Raw genomic sequence first — 14,840 nt, forward strand, 5'->3', positions numbered from 1 at the left:
AAGAAGGCAATAAAAAGTACAGAAGCCGAAAAATAGATGTCGAGCCCGTCTTTGGACAAATTAAACACAACCGAAAATTCAACCGGTTTTCTCTAAGAGGCCTATCCAAAAACACCACGGATTGGGGTCTTATTTGTGTTGCCCACAATTTAAAAAAGTGGGATGATCTTCTACAAAACAGGTAAAAAGAGTGAAGGTTTAGGAGGATAAATNGGGATATCTCTCCTAATTTTGAATAAGTTACTCGAAATTGAGGACAAAATGATCTCAAAATAAAAAACTGACTCAAAAGAGTCGTCGTTCAACGACCTTTTGAGTCAACCTCTTTTAAAATCAAGAAAAATATTGCAAATTTTACTCCTCGCCTTCAATGCTGAGTCCTTCAACGTGCTTCTTGTTCATAAGCTTATTCTTTTTTCTGTTCTCTTTCGACTCAAAAATAATGTCAAAATCATACTCGTCCGGGTACAATTCCTCAGCCGGTATATAAAGTTTTAGTCTTTTATGATTAATGATCATTTTTTTCCCTTTTATTTGTACTGAAAAGTTCCCTCTCTCATCAGGTCCTTTGTAAATGATGCCAATTTCATTCTGAGGACTTATCAGTACGTTATCTCCTTGTTTGAAAGATTGAATGGCCTCTTCGCTCTTCTTTTCTTCCTTTACTCTTCTGATGTGGCGGTTAACGGTTATTTGTCTTTCTAATTCAATTTTTGAATTGTGTTCGTTACGGTAAGATTGATACGTTCTTTCTTCCTTATAAGTGATTTGATGAGCTCTTTCTATGATCTTGGGATGCATCCCAAGTTTTAGTGCTATAGCAAATGCCTGGCTCTCTCCACCCTTCCCTATCATAAGTTTATAAGTAGGCTTTAAGGTATCCAGATTAAATTCCATTGCCCCATTTATGAATCCTTCATGCGCTTCGGCAAATCCTTTAATTTCACTATAATGTGTAGTAGCCATTATTGTTGGCCCTTTTTTGTACATTTGCTCCATTATGGCTGTTGCAAGGCCCATTCCCTCAGCAGGATCTGTTCCCGAGCCTAGTTCATCCAGCAGCACAAGTGTCCGGTCATTCGTTTCTTGCAAAATCTCAATGATATTCCTGATCCTTGAACTAAAGGTGCTTAAGTTTTGTTCTATGCTTTGGCCATCCCCTATATCTAAGAGCACCTGCTTGAATATGGCAATGGAGGAACCTTCCTGAACAGGGAGCAGCATCCCTGATTGCGCCATCAGCGTCAGCAGCCCGACTGTTTTTATGGTTACAGTTTTCCCGCCGGTGTTGGGTCCAGTGATAACAAGCGCGTGCTGACCGTTTCTGCCCAGCTCTAATGTCAGCGGCACAGCATCCTTTCCCAGTAAAGGGTGTTTAGCGCAAATAAGCTTAATATAATGGGATTCATTTAAATGAGGATTTTTTCCATCAATGGATCTTGCATACTTTGCTTTCGCAAACAGCACATCATAATGGATCATGGTCTCAACGGCCATTCTAATCTCTTTTTCCTTTTCCTCCACAAGGCCGGTTAAGAAAAGCAGAACTTGCTGGACCTCAGCCTCTTCTTCAGCCATCAGCCAATTCAATTGTTCTTGATAGACAGAAATTTCCTCCGGTTCAATAAAAATGGTGGAGCCAGATGCCGATGTATCCAAAACAGAGCCTTTAATTTTATTTTTATATTCTTTCTTTACTGGAATCACATATCTGCCGCTGCGCTGGCTTATGACCATCTCCTGCAGATAACTTTTATTCTTGTTTGATTTTATAAGCTGATGGACCTTTTCCTTCAGTCTTTCTTCCTGAATCGAACGTTGCTTTCTTACTTTTAAAAGTTCCTTGCTTGCGTAGTCATCCACTCTTCCGTTTCTTATGCACCTGATAATTTCTTCTGCTAAAGCAGGCAATTCTTCAATTGAATAGATATAAGAAGCTACTCTTGGTGCCAGAAATTCTTTATCTTTCATAAACCTGCGTATTTTTCGGCAGCAATCCAAAAAATCGTAAACCTTCATCAGCTGTTCAGGACTTAAAGCAATTCCCTTGTTAAAATTCTTCAGTACTGATTCAATTCCATCAAGGCCATGAACTGGAATACTTGCACTCTTCTCAAGTATGTTAACCGCTTCTTCAGTTTCATCCAGCCAGGATTTAATTTGTTTGAGATTTACAGATGGCATCATCTCAAGCAGTTTCTTTTTCCCCTCTTTAGATAAAGCAAACTGTGAAGCCCTCTCTTTAATGTTGTCATAATCCAATTGGGTAAAAGTATTTTTGTTCAATGTTTCTTCCTCCTTAATTTGTTAAGGGATTTTCCTGAAATGTTGTTTTAATTATAAATTTTTCGATGCGGGAGTTAATTGTCCTCCGCTACAATCAATTCAGTTGGTTAATCTTAGTAAGCTCCGAACAGCAGCAAGCTTTATGAAAACAGCGATTAGCTATTAACTCTGTTAAACTTGCCTTTAGATATCCACTCGTGTAAGCTCGCTTTCAGCGGCGGTCCGGGGGCTTCTCCCCATGGTGTCTCGCATATCCTCCTCCCTCAACATAGTGACATTGGCAATGGCGGCTTTAGAAATTCTATTTCCATAAAAAAAGACCGCAATGAACAATGTTCATCACGGTCTGTAAGACAGAGTAGTCCCTGTCAATAAAGCAAATATATCTAGACAAAATAAAAAGCCATGTAAGAGAACACAGCTGCATGCCAAAAATATATTGCCTGTTTATGCAGTGATATTGTTCTTAACTTTCATTCTCAAGGCATGCTTAAATAAGCTTAAAGCAGAGCTTTAATTTTGCATGATTGCCTTTGAATGACCGTATAAAATTAACGGATTAGTTAAGAACGACACCTAACATAAAACATACTCCTTTGCCAAATGGCCCCAATTTCTTTTCCATATTATCATATTCATTTCATTAATATTTGTCAAACTATTTTTGATTCTTGGGAGATATGCAGAAAAACGTCGAATATTATCAGAAAATTATTTTAATTCAGAGTTGATTTTACAGTTTTATTAGTGTTAACATACCAATGTAAGCGTAACCACAGGTGTTCTTCTAAAAGTTTGGCATCGAGAATTACATAGAATACTATTTTAAGGAGGAATTATATGAGTCAACTAACTGTAGGTTTAAAAGAAAAGGTAGAAAAATTCTTAAATGGAAAGAAAAAGCTATATATCAATGGAGAATTTGTTGAAAGCAAAACACAGAAGACTTTTGATACTTATAATCCAGCAACAGGTGAAGTGCTGGCAACTGTATATGAAGCAGGTGCAGAAGATATAGATTTGGCTGTGAAGGCTGCACGAAAAGCCTTTGACGAAGGTAAATGGTCTAAAATGGGCGCTTCTAAGCGCAGCCGGCTAATGTATAAGCTTGCTGATTTAATGGAACAGAATAGTGAAGAATTGGCACAGCTTGAGACTTTGGATAACGGGAAGCCAATCCGTGAAACCACAAACGCAGATATTCCTCTTGCTATTGAGCATATGCGCTATTATGCAGGCTGGTCAACGAAGATTGTAGGACAAACGATCCCAGTAAATGGACCGTTCTTCAATTACACTCGCCATGAAGCTGTTGGGGTAGTAGGACAGATTATCCCTTGGAACTTCCCTCTTCTTATGGCAATGTGGAAGCTTGGTGCTGCTCTTGCAACAGGATGTACTGTAGTCCTTAAGCCTGCAGAACAGACACCTTTATCTGCCTTATATCTGGCGGAATTAATGGAAGAAGCAGGATTCCCTCCAGGTGTGGTAAACATCGTTCCTGGGTTTGGCGAAACAGCTGGCCAGCCGCTTGTTGACCATCCATTAGTAGACAAGATTGCTTTCACTGGTTCTACCGAAGTAGGGAAACTGATCATGTCCAATGCTTCAAAGACTCTTAAGCGCGTAACGCTTGAGCTTGGCGGCAAGTCGCCAAACATCATCCTGCCTGATGCAGATCTATCAAAAGCAATCCCAGGAGCCCTTAATGGGGTTATGTTCAACCAGGGCCAGGTTTGCTGTGCAGGTTCCCGCGTATTTATCCAGAAAAAGCAGTTTGATAATGTTGTAGCTGATATGGCTTCCCATGCAAAGAAAATTAAGCAAGGCGCCGGTATTCATGCTGACACGGAAATTGGCCCGCTCGTCTCTGCTGAACAGCAAAATCGAGTTCTTGGCTATATTGAAAAAGGCCTAAGCGAAGGTGCACAGCTTGTTGCAGGCGGTGAAAAGCCTCAGGAACAAGGCTACTTCGTCTCCCCTACTATTTTCGCAGATGTGCGCGATGAAATGACAATTGCCAAGGAAGAAATCTTTGGCCCTGTAATTTCTGCAATGCCATATGAAGATCTGGATGAATTAATTAATCGTGCAAATAACAGTGAATATGGATTAGCAGCTGGGGTTTGGACTCGCGACGTTGCAAACGCCCACTATATTGCCAACAAGCTTCGTGCAGGTACAGTTTGGGTAAACTGCTACAATGCGTTTGATGCAGCATCTCCATTCGGCGGATATAAGCAGTCCGGCATCGGACGTGAAATGGGATCTTACGCTCTTGATAATTATACAGAAGTAAAGAGTGTTTGGATTTCAATGAAGTAATTGATAAATAAAGTAATTGATATTAGTAAACGGAAAAGGAGCCTGAATAGGTTCCTTTTTTTTGTCCTCCCTTTTCGTGTTGATTCCACATTTAAATTTGTTCACACATTATCCATAGGATTTTCAATGGATATTAATTATCTTTATATTGGGAGGGAAAATAATGAAAAAGATTTATTTTATAAGTTCGCTCATTGTATTTATAGGCATTGCAGCAGGCATAACTTTTTTTATAATACGTGATGCGACCGCAAAGATACCTGAAAATATCACACTTGTAACCGCAAATGATGAGGTATATGATTTTGATGAATCCGAAGAGAAACTTAAGTTAGTTGAATTTATTTATACACATTGCCCTGATATCTGCCCTGCAACTACACAAAGGATGAACATGCTTAAAAATGACCTTAAAAAGGAAGGCGTTTACGGAGATAAGATACAATTTATAACGGTAACCATAGATCCTTACAGAGATACAGCAGAGGTACTCAGAAAATATATGAATACCTTTGATATTGAAAATGATGGAAACTGGATTTTGCTTACGGCAGATTCCAATAACTTAAAGCAGGATCAATTGGAAATTCAGGAACTAGCCAATACGTTTCAATTCCAATACAGGGATCCCGGTGATGGCTTTTATGTTCATAGTACCTTTGTTTATCTATTAGATGAGAATAATAAATTTATTAAGAAATTCCCGATGGGAGAAGATTTTAATAAAAATGAAGTTTTTAAAAAGGTCATGAAGGAAATTTAATTTTATACAAATTAAAAAACGGCGGATGCAATATCCGCCATTTTTTTAACCTAATTCGTAGAAGAAGATAGATTTTTGTTTTGGTTAATGAGTATTAAAGTTTTTGATCTTGGCTTGGAAAAGCTTACTTTAATACCGGATTGCTTCAATCGGTTCACTAAATCAACGAGCTGCTTTTTAGCCATTTAAAAAACTCCTTTTTTCCTGCCTGTATGTTTAATATTGTACATGAAAATTATGAAAAAACTATGAACAAAAAGGAACATTTTTTTAATTATTTTTCGACTTCGGCCTCATCCTTCTATGGGCTTAAACAAAGAATTCCAAAGCTTGTTCAAATTCATTCCAAATTGCTGCTTTATTCATTTTGAGAATGGCTTCTACTCCAGATTGTTCAAGTGCTGTCCATGGCAATAAAAGAACAATATGTTTTCCGCTGTCTTCAGCAAATTCCGAAAATACGGGTCCGTGGCGTGTAATTGTCACTCCATAATCGATGGTTATTCTTCTTTTTTATTTTTATTGGTTCCTCCTTAATTACTTCTGCCTTTTCCCGCTTTACATTAAACAGAAACTCATTTTTGTATTATGACATATGCAAAGCTCTTTCCTAAATCTAACCTGCTTTTGCCTATTATGTAAGGGACTTGTTCCGGATATGAGGGGAATAGATTGTATGTTTTTTCTACCGGAAAAAGCTGAAGAAGATAATAACGGAATGCCTGGCTATTCCAATGGCCGCTGAGATCATATGCCATGTATTTACCTATGGTCAGAGAATCAGCAAGTGACCACTCCTCAGGCTCAGTATGGCTATTAAAATTGCAGCAGGTCCAAGCTGCATATCTTTTTAATTTTGATTTTGATCTAAACTAGACTAAACTTCGGATACAGAAAACCTTACTAATATTAAATTTTTACTTGGAACACGCCTGACAGTTTCTGCTCACCAGCTTCATTTTTAACTAACACTTCTCCAGTCAATCTTTTCTCATCTTCTTCAAACGTTTCACCTGTTACTCTTCCTTCAATTGTCAGTTTCTCGCCTGGACGTGTCATTCTGCTAAAGCGGACTTTGAACATTCTCAGGTCTTTTCTTGGAAACCATTTAGTCAATGCTTCTCCTGCCATTCCCATTACCAGCATTCCATGGGCAATCACTCCCCCCAAGCCTGCTTTCTCTCCGATTGGAACAACCGTATGGATTGGATTAAAGTCTCCTGATGCACCTGCATATCTGACTAGCTGTGTATGGGTAATTTCAGGTTTATGGAGTGGTGTCAAATGTGTCATTTTGGTGACCCTCCTCTTTCAATAATGGTTGACTCAGAGTAGAGAACCTTTACTCCATCGACATTTTTGTAGGTGATTCCTACAGTAAAAAAACGTAAATTCCTTTTTTCAAATGCTGAAATTAATCTTGGATAGGCATTGATGGTATCTCCCGCATATAGCTCTCCCATGTAGTGATATTCCTGCCCTCCATGAAGAACCTTTAAGGGGTCTAAGCCGAATAGGTCAATCAGTGTCTCAAAATCCAAACCACCCCACATTTCTATTGCTGTTGGAAATGTGGGCGGAACCGGTATGTCCCGATATCCCTGACTTCTTGCTGTTTCCACACAATAATAAATAGGATTTCTATCTCCTATTGCCATTGCAAATTCCTTGATTTTGCCCCTTTCAATTGTAAACGTGAAGGGTTCAATTCTTACATCCTCTTTTAATAGAGATTCCATAATATATACCACTTCCTTCCTTTCTGCTGTCAAATTTCACTCTTTTATATATATTCCATTTTTTCATTCTACATCCTTTTAATAATCGAATCTTTCTATTTTTAGTGGCAGAAGCCAAAAAATGAATTAAGAAGAGTTAGCGAATATGTGATGGAAGTGTTATAATTTTAAGGATAATGTATTTGGAGGAATAAAAATAATATGATAACTGTCAGTAATGTTGGTCTTCGATATGGTGACCGGAAACTTTTCGAAGATGTTAATATTAAATTTACACCGGGCAATTGCTATGGATTGATTGGAGCAAATGGTGCCGGAAAATCCACTTTCTTAAAAATTTTATCTGGAGAAATTGAAGCACAGTCAGGCAGTGTTCATTTAGGTCCTGGTGAACGTCTTGCAGTACTAAAGCAGAACCATTTTGAATATGAAGAATTTGAAGTTTTAAAAGTGGTTATTATGGGGCATGCCCGCCTTTATGAGGTTATGCAGGAAAAAGATGCAATTTATATGAAGCCTGATTTCACAGATGAAGACGGTATGAGGGCTGCCGAGCTTGAAGGTGAATTTGCAGAATTAAACGGATGGGAAGCAGAATCTGAAGCAGCCATCCTTTTAAAAGGTTTGGGAATTGAAGAAGAGCTTCATACAAAAAAGATGGCAGATCTTTCTGGTTCGGAAAAGGTTAAAGTGCTTCTGGCACAAGCTCTATTTGGCAAGCCGGATGTCCTCTTGCTTGACGAGCCGACGAACCACTTGGATATCAAAGCGATTCAATGGCTTGAGGAGTTCTTGATCAACTTTGAAAATACAGTCATTGTCGTTTCCCACGACCGTCATTTTCTAAACAAAGTATGTACGCATATTGCCGACCTTGATTTTGGCAAAATCCAAATTTATGTCGGAAACTATGACTTCTGGTATGAATCAAGCCAGCTTGCATTGAAGATGGCCCAGGATGCCAATAAAAAGAAGGAAGAAAAAATCAAAGAACTGCAAAGCTTTATTGCGCGTTTCAGTGCAAATGCATCGAAGTCCAAGCAGGCAACTTCACGCAAAAAGCTGCTTGAGAAGATTTCATTGGATGACATTAAACCGTCTTCAAGAAAATATCCGTATGTCGGCTTCACTCCTGACCGCGAAATCGGCAATGATTTGCTCCGTGTTGACGGCATCAGCAAGACGATTGATGGCGTTAAAGTCCTGAACAACGTAAGCTTTATTATGAACAAAGATGATAAAATTGCATTAGTTGGCTCAAACGAACTTGCTAAAACTACACTATTTAAGATTTTGACAGGCGAAATGGAACCGGATGAAGGAACATATAAATGGGGTGTGACAACATCTCAGTCTTATTTCCCTAAAGATAACTCCGAGTTCTTCGAAAACTCTGACCTGAATCTTGTTGACTGGCTGCGCCAATTCTCCCCTGCTGATGACAGTGAGAGCTTCTTAAGAGGATTCCTAGGGAGAATGCTTTTCTCGGGAGAAGAAGTCCTTAAGAAGGCAAGTGTATTATCGGGAGGAGAAAAAGTCCGCTGTATGCTTTCAAAAATGATGCTTAGCGGCGCCAATGTGCTTCTTCTGGATGAGCCGACAAACCATCTTGACTTGGAATCCATCACAGCATTGAATAATGGTTTGATTAATTTTAAAGGTTCACTAATCTTTGCTTCCCATGACCATCAATTCATCCAAACCATCGCCAACCGCATCATTGAAATTACACCGGCTGGCATCGTGGATAAGCAAATGACTTATGATGAATACTTGGAAGATGCTTCGATCCAAAAGCAAGTAGCAGAAATGTATAATTAATGAAAAAAGCAGGAGGTTCAGCCTTCCTGCTTTTTTGCATTATACATCCTGTTTCTTATTTTTATGACGTGCAGAGGAAGCCGTTCTGCTCCCTGTTTCCATGTTTGTAGTCCCTTGACCTTTTACATTTGGAGAGCTTAAACCCGCCTTCGAAGGATCCTTTTTGCGTTTGCTCATTTTCAACACCTCCTTCTTTACTTTTTGTAACTGGCATGTTTTTATCCGTGGAATAAAAATGGATAAAAATAGCCAATCTATCAACGGAGGAGGTGTTATGAATGACGAAAAGAGTAGCGGTTGAACAATCCTTAACAAATGTATCTGATGCGCTGCGCCAAAGAGGATATGAGGTTGTTGAGATGAAATCGGCACATGATGCGGAAAATTGCTCATGCTGTGTTGTAACCGGTTTTGACTCCAATGTAATGGGCATGCAGGATACTTCTACAAAAGCACCTGTGATTGAAGCAAACGGCTTATCGGCAGATGAAGTTTGCCGACAGGTAGAACAAAGAGTGCAATAAATGTGTCAAAGACTAAAGAGATAATCTTTAGTCTTTTTTTTGTTCTCGCTTGCAATAGTCGTTTTTTCTGCACATTTCTGCATTCAACTCGGCTGGCTTGGTTTCTAAATAGCTCTTTTTGTAACAGACAGGCATAAGACAGTTTCGCGGATATATTCCAGATTTCGTGAATATATTTTCGCGGATATAATCATTTTTTCGCGTTTAAATCGTTTTTCCTGATAAAAATCAAGCAAATGCACAAAAAACGGGCATTACACCCGTCTTCTCCGTCTTGCTTTTTCTTTTAGATTTTTTATTAATAAAAGGATGAACACCGCAAATAAAAATAAGGTCAGGCCTATTTTGCCGTAATAACCAGTTGTTTCTTTTTTAGGTTCCTCTTCTGGTTTCAGCTGGCTTGACACGACTTCATCTTTTTTATCTTCTGACAGCTGAACAGTTTGAATGACCTTTCCATTTTGATCTTCAATCAAAAGCTTTCCCTTAGGTGTCACATTTTCATTGAATGTCCCTTTTGGCAAGGTGATTGCTACATCTTTTCCGCCTGTCGTATAGTTTTTTCCATCTGCAGGGAATACCTCAGTGCTGCTAAGATCTGATGATTCAAAATGATTGAATCCAAAATTTAAAAGGCTTTTTGTATCCTTGTATATATCCCTCTTAAAATCTGCCTTCAGCACGATGGCAGTGAGCTTGATTGATTCGTTCTCAGCAGATGTAGCAAGCGTTTGCTTTGCTTCATCTACAAAACCTGTCTTCCCTCCTGTGACACCCTCAAAGGGAACTTCCCCCTTAAGCATCCGATGATGGGTAAAAATCGTTGTTTCCCATGACTTTCCAGACCATTTTAATTCCTTTGTTCCAAATATCTTTTTAAAGGTTTCATTTTTAAGAGCGTAGTTTGTTAATTTTGCAAGATCTTCTGCAGTAGTATAATGGTTCTCATCATGCAGGCCATGCGGATTCACAAAATGGGTGTTTTCTAAATGCACTTTCTCTTTTAAGTAGGAATTCAGATTCACCGAATAACGATCCATGCTCCCATCGAGATGCTCGGCGATTGCCCACGCAGCATCATTGCCTGAATTGATCAGCATCCCTTGCACGAGCTTCTTAAGGGGAACCTCCTCGCCTTTTTCCAGATATACTCTAGTTCCATCAACTTCAACGGCTTCTTCACTTACCGTTGCCATTTCATTTAAATCTCCGTTTTCAATCGCATAAATAGCGGTAGCAATTTTGGTTAAGCTTGCTGGAAACATCTTTTTGTCTGCATTTTTTTCATATAATATTGCCCCTGACTCCGAATCAGTGAGAACTGCTGCCTCACTGATGATCTCAGGTTCAGTTAATTCTTCAGCACCTGCCATCGTATCTGGAAACGATGAAAGGAGCAGCATAGCAAGTATCAATTTCTTCATAAATACACATCCAATTCGATCCCAATAATCGTCCAATACCGATTGTAACAAAGAATCCAATAAGGTAGATATTATAATTATAAATTGTTACACAATTGAAAATTTAATGCCGAAATTTGAAAGTACTGATAAAGTAAGGAAATCCTACCTTTATTTATTTCCAAACTTACGCTTCAATAAGAATAAAAAAACAAGCAACCCAAATGGATTGCTTATTTTTTTAGCTGCTGCAGCCGCCCCCGCAGCTTGAACAGCTTGATCCTCCGCCGGAGTCATTTCCTCCCGAATCATGGTCTGTTGGACTGCTGCAAGCATAACCTGAGCAGGAAACACCTCCTGCAGCCCCTCCTTTGGCCCATTCAGGCGGCATGAGTTTATCCATATATTCATCGTAACTGTCAGATTCATAAAAAGAATAATAAACTGCCGGCAGCAGCAAATAAGAATATTGGTTTACAGCAGATTGCTTTACAAATTCCGGTGTTTTAATATCTCGCTTAATCTCTTCAGCTTCCGAGATTTCTTTTTTAAATTTGCCGATCAAATCCTTCTTTATATCCAGCCAATGGCTGCTTTTTCTGAAATATTTGGCTAATAGTTCCTCTTCATTCATGTTTTTAAAGTCTTCAAGGATTTCTTTTTTAATTGGGTTCTTTAAAAATCCTCCCCAAATTTTCCTGCTGTTGTGGCCCGTTTCAAAAAGGGTTAAATACATCCAATCGAAAAAGGCCCTTTCTCCTGGAATTGGTGTACTGTCCATATTGGGAACGTGGTGCAAATACTCTCCATAAAAATCCTTTGAAAACTGGCCGTATTCACGGGTAAACATAAGCATTTCATGCCAAATTTCATCCACTTTGTCACTGAACATTGGGACCGACCTCAAAAGGCTATTCAGAACGAAATATCTTTTAAGTTCAAAAAAAGCCCATTCATATTCGTGATCCTTCCATTGCGGATGATCCTTTAATACCCTATTTTTAATATTTTCGCTGTATCCTTGAGGCAATGAGTTTTCAAGCTCCTGAATAATAGGCAGCAAGCTGTCTGATTGGATGCCCAGATTATCAGGAATGGGCTCATTTTTAATGAAAGAAGCCCTTTTAGATCCCGTAAAAAGGATCTTCATAAACACTGCGAAAAATATAATGCCGAAAAAAACCAATAATAATTCCATTTGTCCTCTCCTTCCATTTATGCTTTCTCCATTATATATGAAATGTGCATATTTTTTACAGAATAAGGGCATATTTCAGCCATCCCAATAGAAAAACCGCCTTGACGGCGGTTTTAAGGCTTCATTTTCATGTGGAATTCTTTTAAAAAGTCGACATACACGTCATCGCGGGCAAGCCATGCCAAATACTTTCTTTTAATAAATGTTTCAGCAGCCTGGAAATCTCCAAATGGCTCCTGTATGAGTTTCCCATTCATTTCGATGTTCCATTTATTTTCTTTCTTGGAAAAAATGAAGAATTTATCACCCTTTCTATTTTCGTACAGCGAGCCCTGCGGTGAATTTTTATTGTTGTATCTATTTTTGAATGCGTCTTGCCTCATGGGGTCCAGAGGGAAAATATCATTGACGAACAGCTGGAAAGCCTCTTTTCCCATTGAGCACCCGGATGCTTTAGCATGGCCGCCCCCACCGAACTGGCCAGCTATTGCGGATACATCCACATGATCATGAATGGTTCTGAAACTGATTTTTTTGCCGCCAAGATTTAAAATAGCGATATAATCCAAATGAGGATTATCCTTCCCCAATTCATTTCCAAGCTCAGAATGATAAGACTCTGCATGGACAATTCCTGCACAATAATCTCCTATGAAGGTTTGGACGATTTCCCGCTTTTTTCTTCTTATATAACGTTCAATTTTCTCTTCTTCCATCTCAAGCAGCTTCTGTTCAAAATCGTCAAACTCAAAATGCTCAGCGTTTAGTATGCGTTCTGTCATTTTTTCTTCAAATTCATCGATTGATACCATAAAAAATAAGTCATTGAGATTCTTTGCTTTGATATTATCATTTTGGTCCCATTCCCAAGTATCATATTGGCGGACCAATTCAACAAATTCATCGATCGCCTGGGATTTATTTATAAGGTCATGTTCAAGGAGATATTCATAAAGCAATGAAGTGGCAGCTGTCAGCCTGCCATCTTCATAATTAACCTTTATTCTTCCCCAGCTGTAATCATTAAAGTGCAAAGCGGTTTTATGATGGTCGATCAATCGAACATTCCCGCCGCTCTTTACAAGGTCATCAAGCCTTATGGCATTTTCCTCATTTACTGATAAATCTGTGATAAAGAGGAAATCATCTTTCAGTCCTTTCTCTTGTTCGAAAAGCCTTTCGATCTGATGGTCCAGCCCCATCACAGAATTGTAGCGGACGTCTACATCCTTTCCAAAAGCGATTCTCGCAATTATGCCGCAGCCGACCCCATCCAGGTCATTATGCGTATACAGCCTGTACAAAATGCATCACCTGCTATCCTTAGACTCTTTTATATAATGTTACAGTATCCTTTACTAGTTTGTTTTTACAGTAGGATTCTATGCGAAAAATCCCCGCTGGAATTAGCGGGGAACAAGGTTTAGAGCAATAAATAAGCCAGAGGAGCTGCGATGACAATGGTTAAAATCGTTCTCTCCACCCAGATGGCAAGCAGCTGGGGGATTGAGATTGGTATGTCTGTTGATAAAATGCATGGTACAAGTGCCGAGAAAAAGATAATGGCTGAAACAGAAACAACGCCGATTACAAATTTGGTAACGATTGCTGCTTCTGCCACAAGCAAGGCTGGCAAAAACATTTCCGCGATTCCTACCGCACTTGCTTTCGCTGCAAGTAATGGTTCTGGAAGCTGGAAAAGAGCAGTAAAAGGATAAAAAACATACCCAATCCAATCAAAAACAGGTGTGAATTCAGCCAGGATCAAACCTAAAAGACCCACTGACATAATGGATGGCAGTATGGACATGGTCATGATAAAGCCGTCTTTTAAGTTCACGCTGATGTTTTTCCATAATGAAGGTGAATGGGCAGCTGTGTCCATTGCTGTTTTCCATGCTGCCTGCAGACGGTTTCCAGTAATGGTTTCTTTAGGCGGTTCCTGGCCGTTATAATAACTTTCACTCATGGACCGCAATGGCCAAATTCGGACGGTAATCGCGGTGACGATAAAAGTTACGGCCAATGTTGTCCAAAAATAAGTATTCCACATTTCCATTAATCCAAGTGTTTTGGCAACGACAATCATGAATGTTGCTGAAACGGTTGAAAAGCCTGTTGCAATAATGGCTGCTTCTTTAATGCTGTATTTCCCTTCCTTAAACACACGGTTTGTAATTAAAAGCCCGATCGAGTAGCTGCCCACAAAGGATGCCACTGCATCAATGGCAGATCTTCCGGGTGTCTTCCAAATTGGCTTCATGACAGGCTGCATGAGAACGCCAATAAACTCAAGCAAGCCATATCCCACAAGCAATGCTAAGAATACCGATCCAATCGGGACAAGCAAACCAACGGAAATGACAAGCTTTTCAAATAGGAATGGGCCCATGCTCGGATCGAAAAGCCATTCGGGACCAAAACTAAAGACGATCATAATCGCAGCAAGCAATCCAATGATTTTAAATATAGAAAAAACGGTATTAACTTTATTCTTGTTCCACGTCTTTGTGTAGAAAGGGTATATGGCTCCAAGCAAAATGACGAGTAATGCGTAATAAGGCACTAGGGCTGGAATAGCTGTTTGGATGGCTGAAACCAAATGGTCCAGCATGATGGAGGATTTCTCGTTCAGGGTAACGGGGATAAAAAACATAAAAATGCCAATTGCGCTATAAAGGAAAAACTTTATTGCATTTTTCGAAGTGGCACTGGGTCTATCGAGCTGTGGTGAAGGTGAATTCATCATCGTTTCTTTTTCCATTCTCTTTCCCCCTTAAA

13 protein-coding genes and 1 pseudogene are annotated in these 14,840 nt (G+C 39.3%); 5 read left to right on the forward strand and 9 right to left on the reverse strand.

Features of this window, described 5'->3' with window-relative positions; translation table 11 throughout:
- The coding region (locus tag L634_RS31165; RefSeq protein ID WP_034262717.1) for a transposase at positions 1–185 on the forward strand (185 nt) is incomplete at its 5' end.
- Positions 186–354: 169 nt separating this feature from the next.
- Here the strand turns inward: L634_RS31165 and L634_RS0114235 are convergent.
- Positions 355–2,286: an endonuclease MutS2 gene (locus L634_RS0114235; RefSeq protein ID WP_026583028.1), complete on the reverse strand. Its 1,932-nt coding sequence runs from the start codon at positions 2,284–2,286 to the stop codon at positions 355–357.
- A gap of 840 nt (positions 2,287–3,126) precedes the next feature.
- Here L634_RS0114235 and L634_RS0114240 point away from each other — a divergent pair.
- On the forward strand, positions 3,127–4,611 hold the full coding sequence (locus tag L634_RS0114240; protein ID WP_026583029.1) for an aldehyde dehydrogenase family protein: 1,485 nt from the start codon (positions 3,127–3,129) through the stop codon (positions 4,609–4,611).
- 163 nt (positions 4,612–4,774) lie between these two features.
- Positions 4,775–5,374: an SCO family protein gene (locus L634_RS0114245; protein WP_026583030.1), complete on the forward strand. Its 600-nt coding sequence runs from the start codon at positions 4,775–4,777 to the stop codon at positions 5,372–5,374.
- Positions 5,375–5,689: 315 nt separating this feature from the next.
- On the opposite strand, the pseudogene L634_RS34935 reads toward L634_RS0114245, so the two are convergent.
- The 3 genes and pseudogenes from L634_RS34935 to L634_RS0114270 all read right to left on the reverse strand — a co-directional run.
- A pseudogene (locus tag L634_RS34935) lies at positions 5,690–6,180 on the reverse strand (penicillin acylase family protein); the annotation flags it as partial.
- A 103-nt stretch (positions 6,181–6,283) separates the two neighbouring features.
- On the reverse strand, positions 6,284–6,667 hold the full coding sequence (locus L634_RS0114265) for a MaoC/PaaZ C-terminal domain-containing protein (RefSeq protein ID WP_026583032.1): 384 nt from the start codon (positions 6,665–6,667) through the stop codon (positions 6,284–6,286).
- Positions 6,664–7,113 carry an FAS1-like dehydratase domain-containing protein gene (locus L634_RS0114270; protein ID WP_026583033.1) on the reverse strand — a complete coding sequence of 150 codons (450 nt, stop codon included), beginning with the start codon at positions 7,111–7,113 and terminating at the stop codon, positions 6,664–6,666. The genes L634_RS0114265 and L634_RS0114270 overlap by 4 nt, the downstream gene beginning before the upstream one ends.
- Before the next feature lie 201 nt (positions 7,114–7,314).
- Between L634_RS0114270 and L634_RS0114275 the strand changes: the two genes are divergently transcribed.
- Positions 7,315–8,934 (forward strand): ABC-F family ATP-binding cassette domain-containing protein, encoded by a 1,620-nt coding sequence (locus L634_RS0114275; RefSeq protein ID WP_026583034.1) that lies wholly within the window; start codon positions 7,315–7,317, stop codon positions 8,932–8,934.
- A gap of 39 nt (positions 8,935–8,973) precedes the next feature.
- Here L634_RS0114275 and L634_RS32740 read toward each other — a convergent pair whose 3' ends face one another.
- Complete coding sequence (locus tag L634_RS32740; protein ID WP_084028908.1) at positions 8,974–9,111, reverse strand: YuzL family protein; 138 nt, start codon at positions 9,109–9,111, stop codon at positions 8,974–8,976.
- Between the two features lie 101 nt (positions 9,112–9,212).
- Between L634_RS32740 and L634_RS0114285 the strand changes: the two genes are divergently transcribed.
- Positions 9,213–9,458 (forward strand): YkuS family protein, encoded by a 246-nt coding sequence (locus tag L634_RS0114285; RefSeq protein ID WP_026583035.1) that lies wholly within the window; start codon positions 9,213–9,215, stop codon positions 9,456–9,458.
- 254 nt (positions 9,459–9,712) lie between these two features.
- On the opposite strand, the gene L634_RS0114290 is transcribed toward L634_RS0114285, so the two are convergent.
- From L634_RS0114290 to L634_RS0114305, 4 genes are all read right to left on the reverse strand, one after another.
- A complete protein-coding gene (locus tag L634_RS0114290; protein WP_026583036.1) occupies positions 9,713–10,882 on the reverse strand; it encodes a D-alanyl-D-alanine carboxypeptidase family protein in 1,170 nt (389 codons plus the stop codon).
- Between the two features lie 220 nt (positions 10,883–11,102).
- The gene (locus L634_RS0114295; RefSeq protein WP_026583037.1) at positions 11,103–12,059 is read right to left on the reverse strand and encodes a hypothetical protein; all 957 of its coding nucleotides are present in this window, start codon (positions 12,057–12,059) and stop codon (positions 11,103–11,105) included.
- Between the two features lie 113 nt (positions 12,060–12,172).
- A complete protein-coding gene (locus tag L634_RS0114300) occupies positions 12,173–13,363 on the reverse strand; it encodes a DHH family phosphoesterase (protein WP_026583038.1) in 1,191 nt (396 codons plus the stop codon).
- A gap of 119 nt (positions 13,364–13,482) precedes the next feature.
- Complete coding sequence (locus L634_RS0114305) at positions 13,483–14,823, reverse strand: YjiH family protein (protein WP_026583039.1); 1,341 nt, start codon at positions 14,821–14,823, stop codon at positions 13,483–13,485.
- Positions 14,824–14,840: the final 17 nt, after the last annotated feature.

It is taken from the genome of Bacillus sp. J33, from assembly GCF_000518885.1.
In the GTDB taxonomy this organism is placed as follows: Bacteria; Bacillota; Bacilli; order Bacillales; family Cytobacillaceae; genus Cytobacillus.

Coding starts and splice junctions, on each gene's coding strand:
- L634_RS0114290 (WP_026583036.1), bottom strand. CDS start 10,882: ATGAAGAAATTGATACTTGCTATGCTGCTCCTTTCATCGTTTCCAGAT.
- L634_RS0114305 (WP_026583039.1), bottom strand. CDS start 14,823: ATGGAAAAAGAAACGATGATGAATTCACCTTCACCACAGCTCGATAGA.
- L634_RS0114295 (WP_026583037.1), bottom strand. CDS start 12,059: ATGGAATTATTATTGGTTTTTTTCGGCATTATATTTTTCGCAGTGTTT.
- L634_RS0114245 (WP_026583030.1), top strand. CDS start 4,775: ATGAAAAAGATTTATTTTATAAGTTCGCTCATTGTATTTATAGGCATT.
- L634_RS32740 (WP_084028908.1), bottom strand. CDS start 9,111: ATGAGCAAACGCAAAAAGGATCCTTCGAAGGCGGGTTTAAGCTCTCCA.
- L634_RS0114275 (WP_026583034.1), top strand. CDS start 7,315: ATGATAACTGTCAGTAATGTTGGTCTTCGATATGGTGACCGGAAACTT.
- L634_RS0114265 (WP_026583032.1), bottom strand. CDS start 6,667: ATGACACATTTGACACCACTCCATAAACCTGAAATTACCCATACACAG.
- L634_RS0114270 (WP_026583033.1), bottom strand. CDS start 7,113: ATGGAATCTCTATTAAAAGAGGATGTAAGAATTGAACCCTTCACGTTT.
- L634_RS0114285 (WP_026583035.1), top strand. CDS start 9,213: ATGACGAAAAGAGTAGCGGTTGAACAATCCTTAACAAATGTATCTGAT.
- L634_RS0114240 (WP_026583029.1), top strand. CDS start 3,127: ATGAGTCAACTAACTGTAGGTTTAAAAGAAAAGGTAGAAAAATTCTTA.